Source organism: Streptomyces sp. JNUCC 64 (assembly GCF_054484115.1).
On record NZ_CM137015.1, the window covers coordinates 3,985,779 to 4,000,121 of the forward strand.

A 14,343-nucleotide genomic window follows, 5' to 3' on the forward strand; every position below is an offset into this window, starting at 1 on the left:
GCGGAGCCCGTTCCGCGACGACCTCGCCAAGAGGACCGAGGTTAGGCTAACCTAACTTCAACGGCCCCCGGGGTTACGAGTCACTCCGGGGGCCCCTGTCCACGATGTGCGGTGAGGAACGGGAGCGGACGATGGGGCACGGATGGGAGGGCGCCGTCCTCAAGCTGCTGCGCGGCAAGGACTTCACCTTCACCGTGACCGCCACCGAGGTGGTCAACGACCGCATGCGCCGCGTCCACCTCACCGACGGCGGCATGCTCGCGGTGACCGGGACCCATCCCACCATGTGGGTGCGGCTCTGGTTCGAGAACGCGGGACGGCCGCACCAGCGGGGCTACACCCTGGTCGACCCGGACCCGGGACGGGGCACGTTCAGCCTGGAGTTCGTCCTCCACGAGGGCCCCGCCAGCGACTGGGCGCGCGCCGCCCGCCCCGGCGACACCATCGAGGCGACGGTGCACGGAACGGAGTTCACCCGTCCCGAGCCCGCCCCCTCGCACCTCTACGTGATCGGGGACCCGGCGTCCCTGCCCGCGATCAACTCGCTGCTCGACGCGCTGGACGGGTCCACGGCCACCATCTGGTACGAGACCTCCCACCCGCTCGACGAACGGCTGCCGACGCGGGTCGACCCCGCCCGGCACGATCTGCGCGTCGTTCCGCGCCGGGACTCCGGCGCGGGACTCGTCGAGGAGGTCCGGTCCACCCTCCCGGACCTCCTCGGGAAACACCGGGGGCCCGACGAGTTCTACGTCTGGATCGCCTGCGACACCGTCACCACACGGGCGCTCGCGGCGTATCTGCGCAAGGAGCTGTCGGTCCCCAAGCCGCGCGTCAAGGCCCTCGGGTACTGGCGTCCGGCGTAGCGGGGGTGGTCGCACGGTCCTTCCCAGTGGGCCGTGCGCCAGACGGCGGACCCGGGCTGTGGCGGCTCTCAGCCCGGTTCCGCCCCGTCAACGCCACGACGGGTGGAGCGGCGGGTCGGCGGGTCCCCTTCCCGGACTCACCCGCCCGCCGCCTTCGCCCGTTTGGCCGCCGCCTTCATCTCCTGCTTGTGGGCGCGCACCTTCGCCAGCGACTCGGGTCCGGTGATGTCGGCCGCCGAGCGGTAGGAGCCCGCCTCCCCGTACTCGCCCGCCGCCTCCCGCCAGCCCGTGGGCCGCACCCCCAGCCGCTTGCCGAGCAGCGCCAGGAAGATCCGCGCCTTCTGCTGCCCGAAGCCGGGCAGCCCGACCAGCCGCTTCAGCAGCTCCTCGCCGGTCTCCGCGTCCTCCCACACCGCCTCGGCCCGTCCGTCGTAGTGCTCCACGAGGTAACGGCAGAGCTGCTGCACCCGCTGGGCCATCGACCCCGGGTAGCGGTGCACCGCGGGTTTCTCCGACAGCAGCGCGGCGAACGCCTCCGGGTCGTACGCGGCGATCGCGTGCGCGTCCAGGTCGTCGTCGCCCATCCGCCGGGCGATCGTGTACGGCCCGGCGAACGCCCACTCCATGGGCACCTGCTGGTCCAGCAGCATCCCCACGAGGGCGGCCAGCGGACTGCGGCTCAGCAGCGCGTCCGCCGCCGGCTCCTGGGCGAGGTGAAGGTTCACGTCCATACCCCCGATGATGCGGCCCCACCGCCACCCCCGCACACGAGCCGCGCCCGCCAGCTCCAGCCGCTCGATACGGCCCCGTCCCCCACGACGCCCTTGCCCGCCGCGTTTCGGTCACCCGACGCCGTGATCCGGTCGAGCTGGGGACGACAAGACGGCGCACACAGGCTGGGGGAACCAGGTACGGACGAATCGCGTTCCCCCTGCTGGCACCCGTCTGCGAACAGGCTCGGGCAAACACGGTCGCCGACCCGCCGGACGGTTCGCTCCAAGCGGTCCTCGGTGGCCAAGCGACTGGACACCGCATCTGCCAGAAGGAGCCTGTGGTCGACCTACCGGGTCAGGGCGGTCCCCCGCCCGGTCATCCGGCGGCCACGCGGGCCGCGGGCTGACGGTCGGGCGGGTGACGGGACGCGGGGCCGTGACCGGAACGGGTCGGGTCGATACGGGTACGGGGGTCTGTGGTGAGTGGTGGGGCGATCGATCCGGGGGCGATTCCGCAGTTCACGGGGGATCTGGAGGAGTTGGAGACGCAGCGGGGGGTGCTGCGTGCCGCCGCGGGCCGGTTCCGTGACGCGGGTGCGGACGTGCACGCCCGTTTCCAGGGGCTGTCGGCGTTCTACACGGCTCCGGAGGCGGAGCGGCTGTTCGCGACGACGGGTCCGGTGAAGTCGGAGACGGACGTGTTCGCGGACCAGTTGGAGGCGGTGACGACGGCGCTGTCGGAGTACGCGGCGGAGGTCCGTCCGATCGACGCGCGGCTCAGGCAGCTCCGGCTGGACGCGACCCGGTTCGTCAACGGCATCAGCGGCGACGAGCACTGGAAGGACGACGGGGACAGGGTCGGGGAGAACAACGACCTGGTGAAGGACGTGAACGCGGCGGTGGCGGCGTTCTGGGCGGCGGAGCGGACCTGCGCCAACAAGATCACGGCGTTGGTGTGCGGGACGCACTTCGTCGCGGACGACGGTTCGGGCGCGTCGGACATGTACGGGTTCGCCGGGGGCGACCTGGACAAGGTGCGGGAGCTGCCGTGGGGTTCCCGGGTGGAGGAGTCCCATCGGTGGTGGGAGGTCCACCACCATGCGGGGTCCTTCCTGAAGGGCGTCTTCGTCGACGGGTTGTGGGGGACGGTCCGTGGCCTGGGCACCCTGGTGGGGGTCGACGGCTGGGACGCGGCGGGCCAGGCGTGGACGGGGCTGGCGAAGGTCGTGACGGGCCTGGCGGTCTCGGCGGTGCCGGTGGTGGGGGCGGTGTACTGGACGGTGCCGGAGGACGGGCTTCCGGCGTGGCTGCGGGACTCGCGGACGGCGGTGAAGGAGACCGGCAAGGCGCTGGTGGCCTGGGACCAGTGGGGGACGAACCCGTCGCGGGCGGCGGGTGCGGCCACGTTCAACGTGCTGACGACGGTGTTCACCGGCGGCGCGGGCGCCGCGGCGAAGACGGGTTCGGTGGCGCGGGTGATCGGGGCGCTCGGCAGGACCGGCCGCCTCCTCGATCCGGTGACCCACATCGCCAGGGGCGGCAAGGTCGTCACGGTGAAGGTCGGCGATCTGCTGGCCGGTTTACGACAGACGGACGCGGGCGCGCGGATCGAGGTCCCCGCGTCCGCCACCCCGGCCGCACCAGCCACCCCGGCCGCCCCGGCGGTGGGCGCGGGTAGTCCGGCGGCGGGCGCGGGAACCGCCCCCGATCCGGCGCACACCGTGCGACTGCCGGACGACGCCAGCGGCGCCCCCCAGTACCTGGACACCCGCACGGGCCAGATCCTCGACGCCACCGGCACCCCGAAGCCCGACACGATGCCCCGCGACATCACCAACCCCGACCCCCACTCCACCACCAGCCCACAGACCCCACCCTCACCGGCACGCGCCGAGACCCCACCGGCCCAGGCCGGGGCCCGGGAACCGGCGATGGCGGGCGGGGGACCGGCGGCCGGCGCGAGCGCCGGTGCCGGTGCTGGTACGGGGGGTGCCGTCGGGGCGGGGGGTGGCGGGGTTCCGGGGGACGGTGCCGCACCCGGTGGTGGTGCGGTGACCGGCGGCGGCGCGGCTACTGGTGGCGGTGCGCTGCCGGGTGGAACGGCGCCGGGCGGGGGCGCTCCCGGCGGGGGCGATCTGCCCAGGGGCGGAGCGGACGGAATGGATACGGCGGCAGGCGGCCGCCACAACGATGAGCCACCAGTTGGCGTTACGCGTGACCCCGCGCCAACCCCGACTGCGGATGGCCCGTCTGGTGGGGGACGTACGGACGACCGTGTTCTGCGCGGTGACGGAGACACAACGGATGGGTACGGCGACGACGCCTCGAAGCCGCCAGCCGGGCACCAACCAGGTACGGGCGGGCCCGGAGCGGACGACGCTTCAGTGGGAGGCCCTGGTGACGTGGGCGGCATTGGCACGGGCAACCCTCTCGCCCATCTACCGGGTGCGAACGAAGGGCGCTTCACCGTCGGACAGGCAACCACAAGCTCGCCGACCGGAATAATGCGGGCAGATCAGGAAGCCGGAGTGACGGCAGCACTTGACCACCAGAAGATTAATCTACAGGACCAGCAGCGGATTCTGAATGGACTCAGGAAGTCAGATTATGGCCAAGGGGTAGCCGAGCTCATCTCCAGTGGAAAGTTCACGGAAATTCCTGGAATTCGACAAGTCCTCTCCGATTGCAAATCGAAGGAAATGATCCCGGCCGTTTATCAAGCACTTTCTCATGCGGATGCTCTACTCAAAGATGGAGCTAGGGGACTGGAGTTCGAGCTCAAGCTTCCCGAAAATAAGCTTGACCTGGATGTGCTGCTGAGGAATGATGGGAAGATCGATGCGGGGTGGCAGCTGAAAAACGTGAAATCAGTTACTGGAATCAGGTCGGCGGTGAAGGGCATCTCCGAAAAGCAGTTGCTGGGCGAGGCGGGCAGGAAGACCGCAATTCTGGAGATCGACGATAACTTGACGTCATTGACTGATCAGATTCTGGGGAGGGTGGAGAGCGCAGCGAATAAGACGGATGCAGTGTTCGAGATGCGCTTCCATGATGGTTCTGTTACGGTCCACCCCGGTCGTCCTCTATCAAACTCTTAAGGATCCATTTTGTCGCTTTTGCTTCGAGCGCCCGAGCATGTTGCTTCATGGATCTGGGACCTTGACGGGATTATTCCTGTAGGGCTTCAGCCTGCTCTGGAAAATGCTAACCGAATGTCGGATGTGCTATCCCGGCATGGCCTTTTGGAGCCGACTGGGATGGAGTGGGGTTGGTCCGCTCCCGGGCCGGGTTGGACTGGCGTTTCGACGGAATTGGTTCTCTCGTCGGCTCCAACTGCCAGCGCTGAGCTGGCGCAGAGGGTTCTGCGATGCAGGCCAGTCGGCTTCGATTCGGCTGAGCCTTTGAGCATCCTCGTCACGGGGAGTGGCGACTGGTACGACGAGGAGGGTAACTCGCATAAGCAGCGACGGCTGGTGGAATTGTCCGTGACGCCTAGTGATCTAGGTCCGCTGGCTGAAGTTTCTGTCTTTCATGACATCTGGGGTGAGTGCGACTTCCGGGGTCGGCCACATCCGGAGGTGTGGCGACGTAACGCACCTCGCCTGACCGCCGCACTCAAAGCGCTCGATGAGCTGCTTGGAGTCCCCTGCGAGGAAGGTGAGCCGACCTACTTCGGTTCCGCAGAGGGGTATGGGGTCGCGCCGCCAGACCTCATTGACGGGCTGGGCCCAGACCTAACGGATCGCTTGTGAGTAACGAAAATTCTCGGGATGTGCTGAACAGGCTTCGCGCGGTGGAATGGTACGAGTGGGAGAAATCTTATTCCCATCGCGAGAGTCGGCGCATGCTCATGGGTGAGCACATGCGCCGTGCGGCACTCTGGGCTGATGCTTACGGAGTGCCCGAACGCTGGCCCTTCTTCGATGTCGCGCACCTGGCCGTGCCCGGGTTCCAGCTGGATGCCGACGTGACGGAAGAGCTAGGGGATTTCGCGGCCACGGTGTCGACCTACACCATCCGCGTTCTCTGCGCGTCCGCGGTGCGATGGGCCGCTGTTCGATCCGATGAGCTGCCTGACCTGCCGCACCCCTACGAACCCATTGTCCTCATGTTCGAGCGGGGCGGCGGCTACAGCATCGAGGAAATGATCGACCTGTACGGAGTCAGCGTTCCTTACGGGAACTTCACGAGTGCCCTCAAGCGAAAGCCGTTCCTTTCACTCGACCGGTTCGTACTGGACACTTTCGACTCCACGGCAGACGATCACGTCACTTATTTCGTGGACGGGGAAAATCCCACGCCCCGTTTCCTGGCGCGCCGCCGGATCACACGGGTCCAGGGTGCCGAACAGGTCATGGACGAAGTTCTGGACGAGGGCGGCGGAGAGTGGCACCCTGCGGACTTTTCGAGTCTTTCGTCAAGGCTGACCGAGATTCCCATGCGTACCGCTGGTTCGGTCATGAGCGATCTGACGTCGAAGTGATTCCCCATCCCGCCGCGCACGGCGTCGCCCGGGACCGCAAGCGCCCCGCCGGACCCACCCTGCTCCTGTCCGCCACCGCCTTCGCGGGCCTAGGCCCTGTCCGGCGGATCATGTGACTTTCTGGCCGGTGGTTCGTTGGTTGGGGCATGGGCCGGGGGGATCTGACGAATCGCGAGTGGTCGTTACTGTCGCCGCACCTGCCGCCTCTGGGTGGCCGGGGCGGCCGGTGGAACGACCACCGGATGGTGGTCAACGGAATCCTGTTCCGGGTCCGGACCGGTGTGCCGTGGCGTGACCTGCCGGAACGCTACGGGTCGTGGAAGACCGTCTACGAACGTCATCGCCGCTGGTCGGCGGACGGCACCTGGGACCGGATCCTGCAGGCGGTCCTGGCCGACGCCGACCACGTGGGGCGGATCGACTGGTCGATGGTCGGCGTCGACTCGACGTCCTGCCGGGCCCATCAGCACGCGGCTGGCGCCCGCAAGGCCCGGCCACGGATCCCGAAAAAAGAACGACGCCCCGGCACCACCGCCCCGACGAGGGACTCGGACGGTCCCGGGGCGGCCTGACCTGCAAGATCCACCTCGCCGGTGAGGGCGGCTGCCGCCCCATGGCCCTCGTGGTCACACCGGGCCATTGGGGCGACGCCCCGCAGTTCGTGGAGGTCCTGGACCGGATCCGGGTTCCCCGGCCGCTGGGCGGACGGCCCCGGACACGACCCGGCCATGTCAGCGGCGACAAGGCCTACAGCTCCCGTCGAAACCGCTGCTACCTGCGACGACGTCGGATCCGGCACACAATTCCAGAACCGAAGGACCAGCGGGCCAACCGCCGACGCAGAGGCAGTCGGGGTGGCAGGCCCACAGGCTTCGACCGTGAACGCTACCGACGGCGCAACGAGGTCGAGCGGACCATCAACCGGCTGAAGAACTCCCGCGCGGTCGCAACCCGCTACGACAAGCGGGCCTACGTCTTCCACGGCACCGTCACCGCAGCAGCGGTCCGGCTCTGGCTCCGCCAGTGATCCGCCGGACAGTGCCTAGTGGAAATCGTCAGGCACACCGCGCCGTAAGCCCGCGAGCACCGTGCGACCGGGCCCCGTTCCCGGCCCCGTACCGGACGGGGACGGGACTCACCTGCGACGGGCCGTCCCGAACAGCGAGCGGCTGATCTCCCGGCCCAGCTGCGAACCCAGCGAGCGGGCCAGCGACTTGAACGCCCCGCTGCCCACCACCTGCTCCACCAGCGAGGGTTCGTCCCTCACCACCGGCTCGCCGGACGCCCGCCCCGGCGCCGTCCCCGCACCGGGCTCCGGGGCGGACGCCGGGGCGGACGCCGGGGGCTCGGCCCGCGCGGCGAGCCGCTCGTACGCCGACTCCCGGTCCACCGCCCGCGCGTAGCGCTCGTACAGCTCCGAGCCGCGCACCGCCGCCTCCAGCGCCTCCGGCGCCAGCGGGCCCATCTGGGACTCGGGCGCCCGCAGCCGGGTCGCCGCCACCGGGGTGGGTGCCCCGGACTCCCCCAGCACCGTCACCACGGCCTCCCCGGTGCCCAGGGTGGTGAGCAGTTCCTCCAGGTCGTAGGGGGAACGGGGGAACGTCTTCACCGCCGCCCGCAACGCCTTCTGGTCATCGGGGGTGAACGCCCGCAACGCGTGCTGGACGCGGTTGCCGAGCTGTCCGAGCACATCGGCGGGCACGTCCTTCGGCGTCTGGGTCACGAAGAAGACCCCTACCCCTTTGGAGCGAATCAGCCGGACGGTCTGGGTGATGGCCTCCAGGAACGCCTTCGACGCCCCGTTGAACAGCAGGTGCGCCTCGTCGAAGAAGAACACCAGCTTGGGACGGTCGAGGTCACCGACCTCGGGCAGGTCGTGGTAGAGGTCGGCGAGCAGCCACATCAGGAAGGTGGAGAACAGCTGCGGCCGGTCCTGCACGGCGGGGAGTTCGAGCAGCGAGACCACCCCGAGCCCGTCGCCCGCCGTCCGCAGCAGCTCCCCGGTGTCGAACTCGGGCTCCCCGAAGAACACCCCCGCGCCCTGCTGTTCGAACGCGGTCAGCGCCCGCAGGATGACCCCGGCGGTGGCCGTCGACAGCCCGCCGACCGTCCGCAGCTCCGCCTTGCCCTCCTCGGAGGTGAGGAACGCGACGACGGCCCGCAGGTCCTTGAGGTCGACCAGCTCCAGGCCCTTGGCGTCGGCGTAGTGGAAGACCAGACCGAGCGACTGCTCCTGGGTCTGGTTCAGCTGGAGCACCTTCGACAGCAGCACCGGCCCGAAGCTGGTGACGGTCGCCCGCACCGGAACGCCCCGCCCGAGCCCGCCGAGCGCGTAGAACTCGCAGGGGCGCCCGCCCGGCTCCCACGCCTGCCCCACCTCGGCGGCGCGCTTGCGCACCCGTTCGCCGGGCTCCCCGGGCACCGAGATCCCGGAGACGTCCCCCTTCACATCGGCGAGGAAGACGGGCACGCCGCGCGCGGAGAGCTGTTCCGCGACGAGCTGGAGGGTCTTGGTCTTGCCGGTGCCGGTGGCCCCGGCGACCAGCCCGTGCCGGTTGAGCGTCGCCAGCGGCACCCGCACCGGGGCACCCGGCAGGACGGCCCCCTCCCACAGCAGGGCCCCCAGCTCCAGCGCGGGCCCCTCGAAGGCGTACCCGGCGGCGATCCCGGCGGCGGGCGCGGGCAGCCCCGCACCGGACCCGTCGGACCCGCTGGACCCGCTGGACCCGCTGGAGGAACCGGAAGAGCCCTCGACGGGCGACGCACCGGACGACGCACCGGACGCCGGAACCTCGTCCCGGTCCCCTCCGGACGCCGGGTTCGACTGGCTCTCGCTCATCGTTCTGGCCCCTGTTCCCTGGCGCCGCGCCGCGACTGATGCCGGTTCGTACCGCGATACACGTTATGCGTCAGCCTCCCACTGGGCCGCCATGGCTGCGCCCGGAGAGACTTGACCGGTAGGCTTTCCGTGTGATCTTCAAGCGCATCGGAAACGGCCGGCCGTACCCCGACCACGGCCGGGAAAGCACCCGGCAGTGGGCGGACGTCGCACCGCGTCCGGTCCGCCTCGATCAGCTCGTGACGACCAAGGGCCAGCTCGACCTGGAAACGCTCCTCGCCGAGGACTCGACCTTCTACGGCGACCTCTTCGCGCACGTCGTGAAGTGGCGGGGCGATCTGTACCTGGAGGACGGGCTGCACCGGGCGGTGCGGGCCGCGCTCCAGCAACGGCAGGTCCTGCACGCCCGCGTCCTCGAACTCGACTGACCGCCCGGGTCCCGCGCCCCGCCGCCCCGGTACGTCCGGCGCGCTCGGTACGCCCGGCGGCGGACCGCTGTTGACCCTTTCGGGTAGCGGGATTCACCCCCGAATGATCATTTAGTAGGCATTGCCGCCGCACGGCACTACGCTGCGCACATGAGCATGCTCACACCCCCCGGCATGGGCGGCGAGTACCGCATCACCGGGGCCAAGTATCCGCGTATGCGGCGCGGCCCCCGGCGCGGCAGGGTCGTCCTGGCGTGCGTCGCGTCCCTCGTCGCCGTGGGTGTGATCGGCTGGGGCACCCTCCAGCTCGTCGACGTCTTCACCGGCGGCGGGGACCGGGCGAACGCGGCGGGCGGCCCCGGCTGCGCCACCGCGTCCGCGTCCCCCTCCCCCGGCACCAAGGCCGCGAAGGCGGCCCGCGACGGCGCGACCGCGCTCCCGAAGCCCGCCAAGGTCAAGGTCAACGTCCTCAACGCGACCCCCCGCAGCGGCCTCGCCAAGAAGACCGCCGACGAGCTGCGCAAACGGGGCTTCGCCATCGGCGAGGTGGGCAACGCCACCAAGCGCTACGACAAGAAGGTGCCCGGCACCGGACTGGTGATCGGCGCGAAGTCCGCCGCCGGGGGCGCCCTGCCGGTGCTCGCCGCCCAGCTCGCGGGCGCCCAGCAGCGCACCGACGCGCGGACCACCGCCGACGTCGACCTGGTGATCGGCACGGCCTTCGCCCGGCTCGCCCCGAAGGACACGGCCACCCGCGCCCTCGCGGCCCTGGCCGAGCCGAAGCCCGCCCCGTCCCCGTCCACCCCGAAGCACTGCCGCCGCTGACCCGGCCGGACTCCCGCGCCCACCGCGCCGTCCGCCCCCGTCACGCGCGAAGCCCCCGCCGTTCGGCGGGGGCTTCGTCCGTACCCGGCACCCCGGACGGGCGCGGAGACGGAAAGGAACGGAAAGCCGGGGAGGACAGGAAGGGAACGAGGAGGGGGGAGGCGGACGAAGAGGCGGGGAGGGGGACGAAGAGGCGGGAGGCGGGGAGGGGGACCTACTCCGCCGTGCCGTACATCCGGTCGCCCGCGTCGCCGAGGCCCGGCACGATGTAGCCGTTCTCGTTCAGCCGCTCGTCCACGGAGGCCGTGACCACCGTGACGGGCGCCCCCGCGAGGTCCCGCTCCATCACCGCGACGCCCTCGGGCGCGGCGAGCAGCACCACGGCCGTGACGTCGTCGGCGCCCCGGGCGATCAGCTCGCGGATCGCGGCGACGAGCGTGCCGCCGGTCGCCAGCATGGGGTCGAGGACGTAGACCTGGCGGCCGGACAGGTCCTCCGGCATCCGGGTGGCGTACGTCGACGCCTCCAGGGTCTCCTCGTCCCGGATCATGCCCAGGAAGCCGACCTCGGCGGTGGGCAGCAGCCGCACCATGCCGTCGAGCATGCCGAGCCCGGCCCGCAGGATGGGGACCACCAGCGGACGGGGGTGCGACAGCTTGACCCCGGTGGTGGGCGTGACGGGGGTCTCGATGTCGACCTGTTCGGTCCGCACGTCGCGGGTCGCCTCGTAGGCGAGGAGGGTGACCAGTTCGTCGGCGAGCCGGCGGAAGGTCGGGGAGTCCGTGCGCCGGTCGCGCAGGGTGGTGAGCTTGTGGGCGACCAGCGGGTGGTCGACGACGTGGAGACGCATGCCCACACAGTAACCGGGGTCATAAGCCGCCCGCGCTGGCATCAAAACCGCCGATCGGGGGAAAGTGGGAGGGACCCACCGTCAGCGACCGCCGCCGAGCGCGGCCCACCGGAGAGTGAACCCCATGCCGGAGCGATCCCGGGAGCCCCGGGAGGACCCCGAGACGATCCCCCTCGCCGAACGTCCGGCGGCCTCCCTCACCGACCCCGAACGCCGCAGGAGGCGCGCCCAGTTCCTCCGCGAACTGGCCGAGGCGAGGGAACTGCGCCGCCGGGTGCGGCCGCGCCGGGCGCGCGCGGCACGGATGCGGCAGGCGATGCGCATGCGGACGTTCCGGGGCTGATCGGGTCCGATCCGTCCGTCCCCGCACCACCCGCCCGATCCGGTCCGACCGGGGCGGATCACCGGCCCGGCGGACGGACGCGCGCACCGTGACGGACGTGACACCGGACACGTTCCGGGACGGGCGGGGCGCCCCCGGGGACCGTCGCGCGCGCCGTCCCGGAGGGCGTCCGGGGCGGCCCCGCCCCGGCGGGAAGCGGCTCGCGGCGGGCGCGCGCGAGGAGCGCGACGGCGGTCGTCCGAGGTGGCGCACACCCCGGGCGGAGGACGCGACGCGCACACAGCGGGCGGAAGACCCCTCCTAGCGCCGTGGTTTCTGCCACGATTCCGATGGGCGGGACACACGCACCGTACGGCCCGTCCGCGACCTCCGCCGGGGGGAACCCCAAGCGGCACGCCTCAGACCAGTGGGAGAGTCACGGTGTACTTCGCCGCACTGCTCGCGCGCACCGAAGACGGGTGGGAAGCGAGCGACACAGAGCTGGACAACGTGGAGACCCTGTCGGACCTGGCCGACCTGGCCCGCGAGTCCGCACAGGACGACGACACCGTCCTCGTCTTCATCGAACAGGAGGACGCGTGGTTCGGGGTCGTCCGGGTCGACGGCGAGGAGGATCCCCGCCTCTACGTCTCGGACGCGGTCGCCGCGTCCCGCAGCTCCTACGGGGAGATCCTGACGAACGAGCTGATCGGCCGGGAGTACGGCGACGACGACGTCGACCTGGACTCCCTCGATCTCGACGGCACGGAGGACGGTGAGCCGGAGGGCTCGGCCTCCGGGCAGGAGGGAACCGGCGACGAGGCCCCGGACGGGGCGGACGCGATGGCGTCCGGACCGCTCGGGGACGCGGACCTGCTCGGGGACCTCGGGGTCTCCGGCCGCGAACTGCGGGCGCTGGACCCGGGCGACGCGCTGGGCGGGATCGCCGAGGCCCTGGGCGCGTCGGAGATCCTCGAAGCGGTGCGCTAGGACGTGCCACGGGGGCGCGGACGACACCGTCCGCGCCTCCGCACCGAACCGCCCGCGCACCGCACCGGACCGTCCGCGCCCCCGCACCGGACCGTCCGCGCCTCCGCGCCGGGCGTCGTAGGTTGGACCCGTGAGCGACGCGGTGCGCGGCCCCTGGGAGGGGGCCATGAGGCTGGCCCTGGACGAGGCCCGGCGGGCCCTGACCGAAGGGGACGTGCCGGTGGGCGCGGTGGTGCTGGGGCCGCGCGGCGACACCCTCGCCACCGGCCACAACGACCGGGAGGCCACCGGCGACCCGACGGGCCACGCCGAGATCGTCGCGATCCGCCGTGCGGCGGCCGCGCTGGGCGGCTGGCGGCTGGCGGACTGCACCCTGGTCGTCACCCTGGAGCCCTGCACGATGTGCGCGGGCGCCCTGGTCCAGGCGCGGCTGGACCGGGTCGTCTACGGCGCCCGCGACGAGAAGGCGGGCGCCACGGGCTCCCTCTGGGACGTGGTCCGCGACCGACGGCTGAACCACCGCCCGGAGGTGGTGGCGGGGGTCCTCGCGGAGGAGTGCGGACGCCTCCTCACCGACTTCTTCCGCACCGGCCGCTGACCCCGGGGCCGGTCCGGATATCGATTTCGGCGCACGGTACCCCATGGGGTAATGTCTCCCCCGGTAGCGTGTCCGAGCGGCCGAAGGAGCTCGCCTCGAAAGCGAGTGTGGCGTAACCCGTCACCGTGGGTTCAAATCCCACCGCTACCGCTCTCAACACCCCCCGACCGTGGCGACACGATCGGGGGGTGTCGTGCGTTCCGGCGCGGAAGGACGCGCACCGGAACGGACGGCGGTAGTAACATGTAGTACATGGAAGCCACCGCACGCGAGTTCAACCAGAAGTCCTCGCAGATCCTCGCCGCCGCCGCGCGCGGCGAGACGGTGACCGTCACCAAGAACGGGGTCGCGGTCGCCCGCGTCGTCCCCATAGGTGATGACGTCCCCCCGTATCCCACCGACCCCATGGGCCTCATCGAATTGCCCGACCTCGGGCTGCCCGACCTCACCGACGAGGACATCGAGGAGACGCTCCGGGGAATGGGTGGCTCCGAGTGATCGCGATCGCCGACACCAACGCGCTGTACCGCCTGCTGGACCCGAGGCTCACCGACCACGACGAGCACCGGAAAGCCCTGGCGGCCATCAGCCACCTGGTCGTCCCGCCCATGGTCCTGGCCGAGCTGGACTACCTGCTCACCGCGCGCGCCGGGGTCCGGAAGGCCCTGACCGCGGCACGGTTCATCGAACGCAACACGGCTACCCGCCGTTTCGAGATCCCTCCGGTCTCCGCGCACCTGAGCACGGCGATCGCGGTCGCCGAAGGCTACGCGGACGCGGACGGCGGCAAGGGCGTCGGACTGACGGACGCCATGAACGTCGCCCTCGCCGCCGCCTACCGCACCGACGTGCTGTTCACCGGCGACCGGCGCTTCCGGATGATCCGGCCGCTGACGGGGCACCCGGCGTTCCGTCTGCTGCCCGAAGACCTGTGACGGCGACGCTCCCACCGGACGCGCCCCGGGCTGCGGAGCCGTCCCGCCGAACGCCCCGTCGGGCCACGGAGACGGAGAGGCGCTCGCGGTACGTCTCCGACGCGATCGGGCACGCCCTCGCCCTGACCAGGTCCAGGGAGATCGTCGAGGCGTACGAGGACGAGCACGGCCCCTTCACCCCCGAGGAGATCGAGGAGGCCCGCCGGGCGTGGCACGGCGGGTAGCCCCCGCGTCGCCCCGGGCCCGGAGAACCCGGAGAAGTCGGGCCCGTCCGCCGGAGGGCGTTCCTGACGGAGCACGCCCCGCGCCGGCCCAAGGGCGTCACCGCCGCGGGGCACGGCACGACGGGCCCCCACGACCCGCCGTGCCGCTGGCTCCCCGCGCCCCACCGCCGGGAACGTCGTTGGCGGGAGGGGCGGCGACGGGGGTCCGCCACCCCTCCCATGAGGACGATCCCCCGGCCCGGACCACGTGAGGGACACGCGGGGAGGCCC

At 71.3% G+C, this 14,343-nt stretch carries 15 protein-coding genes and 1 tRNA gene; 13 read left to right on the plus strand and 3 right to left on the minus strand.

Going from position 1 to position 14,343, the window contains the following annotated elements:
* Window positions 1-131 precede the first annotated feature (131 nt).
* Entirely contained in the window at window positions 132-866 is a 735-nt protein-coding gene (locus ACVWNX_RS16340) for a siderophore-interacting protein (RefSeq protein WP_454407811.1), read from the plus strand.
* Between the two features lie 137 nt (window positions 867-1,003).
* On the opposite strand, the gene ACVWNX_RS16345 is transcribed toward ACVWNX_RS16340, so the two are convergent.
* Window positions 1,004-1,597, minus strand: a complete 594-nt coding sequence (locus ACVWNX_RS16345) for an HhH-GPD-type base excision DNA repair protein (RefSeq protein ID WP_454407812.1) — start codon at window positions 1,595-1,597, stop codon at window positions 1,004-1,006.
* A 461-nt stretch (window positions 1,598-2,058) separates the two neighbouring features.
* Between ACVWNX_RS16345 and ACVWNX_RS16350 the strand changes: the two genes are divergently transcribed.
* The 3 genes from ACVWNX_RS16350 (at window position 2,059) to ACVWNX_RS16360 (ending at window position 7,089) form a co-directional block, all read left to right on the plus strand.
* Window positions 2,059-4,677 (plus strand): hypothetical protein, encoded by a 2,619-nt coding sequence (locus ACVWNX_RS16350; RefSeq protein WP_454407813.1) that lies wholly within the window; start codon window positions 2,059-2,061, stop codon window positions 4,675-4,677.
* Window positions 4,678-5,423: 746 nt separating this feature from the next.
* Window positions 5,424-6,062 (plus strand): hypothetical protein, encoded by a 639-nt coding sequence (locus tag ACVWNX_RS16355; protein WP_454407814.1) that lies wholly within the window; start codon window positions 5,424-5,426, stop codon window positions 6,060-6,062.
* 146 nt (window positions 6,063-6,208) lie between these two features.
* Window positions 6,209-7,089, plus strand: a protein-coding gene (locus ACVWNX_RS16360; protein ID WP_454407815.1) for an IS5 family transposase whose coding sequence is annotated in 2 segments (ribosomal slippage) — window positions 6,209-6,569 and window positions 6,569-7,089 — 882 coding nt in all. Because the reading frame shifts where the segments join, the coding sequence is not laid out codon by codon here.
* Between the two features lie 108 nt (window positions 7,090-7,197).
* On the opposite strand, the gene ACVWNX_RS16365 is transcribed toward ACVWNX_RS16360, so the two are convergent.
* Window positions 7,198-8,901 (minus strand): helicase HerA-like domain-containing protein, encoded by a 1,704-nt coding sequence (locus tag ACVWNX_RS16365; protein WP_454407816.1) that lies wholly within the window; start codon window positions 8,899-8,901, stop codon window positions 7,198-7,200.
* Window positions 8,902-9,032: 131 nt separating this feature from the next.
* On the opposite strand from ACVWNX_RS16365, the gene ACVWNX_RS16370 reads away from it, so the two are divergent.
* Complete coding sequence (locus tag ACVWNX_RS16370) at window positions 9,033-9,329, plus strand: type II toxin-antitoxin system VapB family antitoxin (protein ID WP_003949502.1); 297 nt, start codon at window positions 9,033-9,035, stop codon at window positions 9,327-9,329.
* A 150-nt stretch (window positions 9,330-9,479) separates the two neighbouring features.
* Window positions 9,480-10,154 (plus strand): LytR C-terminal domain-containing protein, encoded by a 675-nt coding sequence (locus ACVWNX_RS16375; RefSeq protein WP_454407817.1) that lies wholly within the window; start codon window positions 9,480-9,482, stop codon window positions 10,152-10,154.
* A 214-nt stretch (window positions 10,155-10,368) separates the two neighbouring features.
* On the opposite strand, the gene upp is transcribed toward ACVWNX_RS16375, so the two are convergent.
* On the minus strand, window positions 10,369-11,004 hold the full coding sequence (gene upp / locus ACVWNX_RS16380; RefSeq protein WP_454407818.1) for a uracil phosphoribosyltransferase: 636 nt from the start codon (window positions 11,002-11,004) through the stop codon (window positions 10,369-10,371).
* Window positions 11,005-11,128: 124 nt separating this feature from the next.
* On the opposite strand from upp, the gene ACVWNX_RS16385 reads away from it, so the two are divergent.
* From ACVWNX_RS16385 to ACVWNX_RS16415, 7 genes are all read left to right on the plus strand, one after another.
* Window positions 11,129-11,347: a hypothetical protein gene (locus ACVWNX_RS16385; RefSeq protein WP_454407819.1), complete on the plus strand. Its 219-nt coding sequence runs from the start codon at window positions 11,129-11,131 to the stop codon at window positions 11,345-11,347.
* Between the two features lie 420 nt (window positions 11,348-11,767).
* On the plus strand, window positions 11,768-12,316 hold the full coding sequence (locus ACVWNX_RS16390; RefSeq protein WP_454407820.1) for a tRNA adenosine deaminase-associated protein: 549 nt from the start codon (window positions 11,768-11,770) through the stop codon (window positions 12,314-12,316).
* A 166-nt stretch (window positions 12,317-12,482) separates the two neighbouring features.
* The gene (tadA, locus tag ACVWNX_RS16395) at window positions 12,483-12,914 is read left to right on the plus strand and encodes a tRNA adenosine(34) deaminase TadA (protein ID WP_454414794.1); all 432 of its coding nucleotides are present in this window, start codon (window positions 12,483-12,485) and stop codon (window positions 12,912-12,914) included.
* Between the two features lie 62 nt (window positions 12,915-12,976).
* Window positions 12,977-13,064, plus strand: a tRNA-Ser gene (locus ACVWNX_RS16400).
* A 102-nt stretch (window positions 13,065-13,166) separates the two neighbouring features.
* Window positions 13,167-13,412, plus strand: coding sequence for a type II toxin-antitoxin system Phd/YefM family antitoxin (locus tag ACVWNX_RS16405; RefSeq protein WP_454407821.1), 246 nt, complete (start codon window positions 13,167-13,169; stop codon window positions 13,410-13,412).
* Complete coding sequence (locus ACVWNX_RS16410) at window positions 13,409-13,849, plus strand: PIN domain-containing protein (protein WP_454407822.1); 441 nt, start codon at window positions 13,409-13,411, stop codon at window positions 13,847-13,849. Before ACVWNX_RS16405 ends, ACVWNX_RS16410 begins: the two co-directional genes overlap by 4 nt.
* Window positions 13,846-14,073, plus strand: a complete 228-nt coding sequence (locus ACVWNX_RS16415) for a hypothetical protein (RefSeq protein ID WP_454407823.1) — start codon at window positions 13,846-13,848, stop codon at window positions 14,071-14,073. The genes ACVWNX_RS16410 and ACVWNX_RS16415 overlap by 4 nt, the downstream gene beginning before the upstream one ends.
* Window positions 14,074-14,343 lie beyond the last annotated feature (270 nt).

Bases quoted from the DNA above. Each gene is read 5' to 3' on its own strand.
- ACVWNX_RS16340 (WP_454407811.1), top strand. From the start codon at position 132: ATGGGGCACGGATGGGAGGGCGCCGTCCTCAAGCTGCTGCGCGGCAAG.
- ACVWNX_RS16365 (WP_454407816.1), bottom strand. From the start codon at position 8,901: ATGAGCGAGAGCCAGTCGAACCCGGCGTCCGGAGGGGACCGGGACGAG.
- ACVWNX_RS16345 (WP_454407812.1), bottom strand. From the start codon at position 1,597: ATGGACGTGAACCTTCACCTCGCCCAGGAGCCGGCGGCGGACGCGCTG.
- ACVWNX_RS16355 (WP_454407814.1), top strand. From the start codon at position 5,424: ATGCTCATGGGTGAGCACATGCGCCGTGCGGCACTCTGGGCTGATGCT.
- ACVWNX_RS16385 (WP_454407819.1), top strand. From the start codon at position 11,129: ATGCCGGAGCGATCCCGGGAGCCCCGGGAGGACCCCGAGACGATCCCC.
- upp (WP_454407818.1), bottom strand. From the start codon at position 11,004: ATGCGTCTCCACGTCGTCGACCACCCGCTGGTCGCCCACAAGCTCACC.
- ACVWNX_RS16405 (WP_454407821.1), top strand. From the start codon at position 13,167: ATGGAAGCCACCGCACGCGAGTTCAACCAGAAGTCCTCGCAGATCCTC.
- ACVWNX_RS16375 (WP_454407817.1), top strand. From the start codon at position 9,480: ATGAGCATGCTCACACCCCCCGGCATGGGCGGCGAGTACCGCATCACC.
- tadA (WP_454414794.1), top strand. From the start codon at position 12,483: ATGAGGCTGGCCCTGGACGAGGCCCGGCGGGCCCTGACCGAAGGGGAC.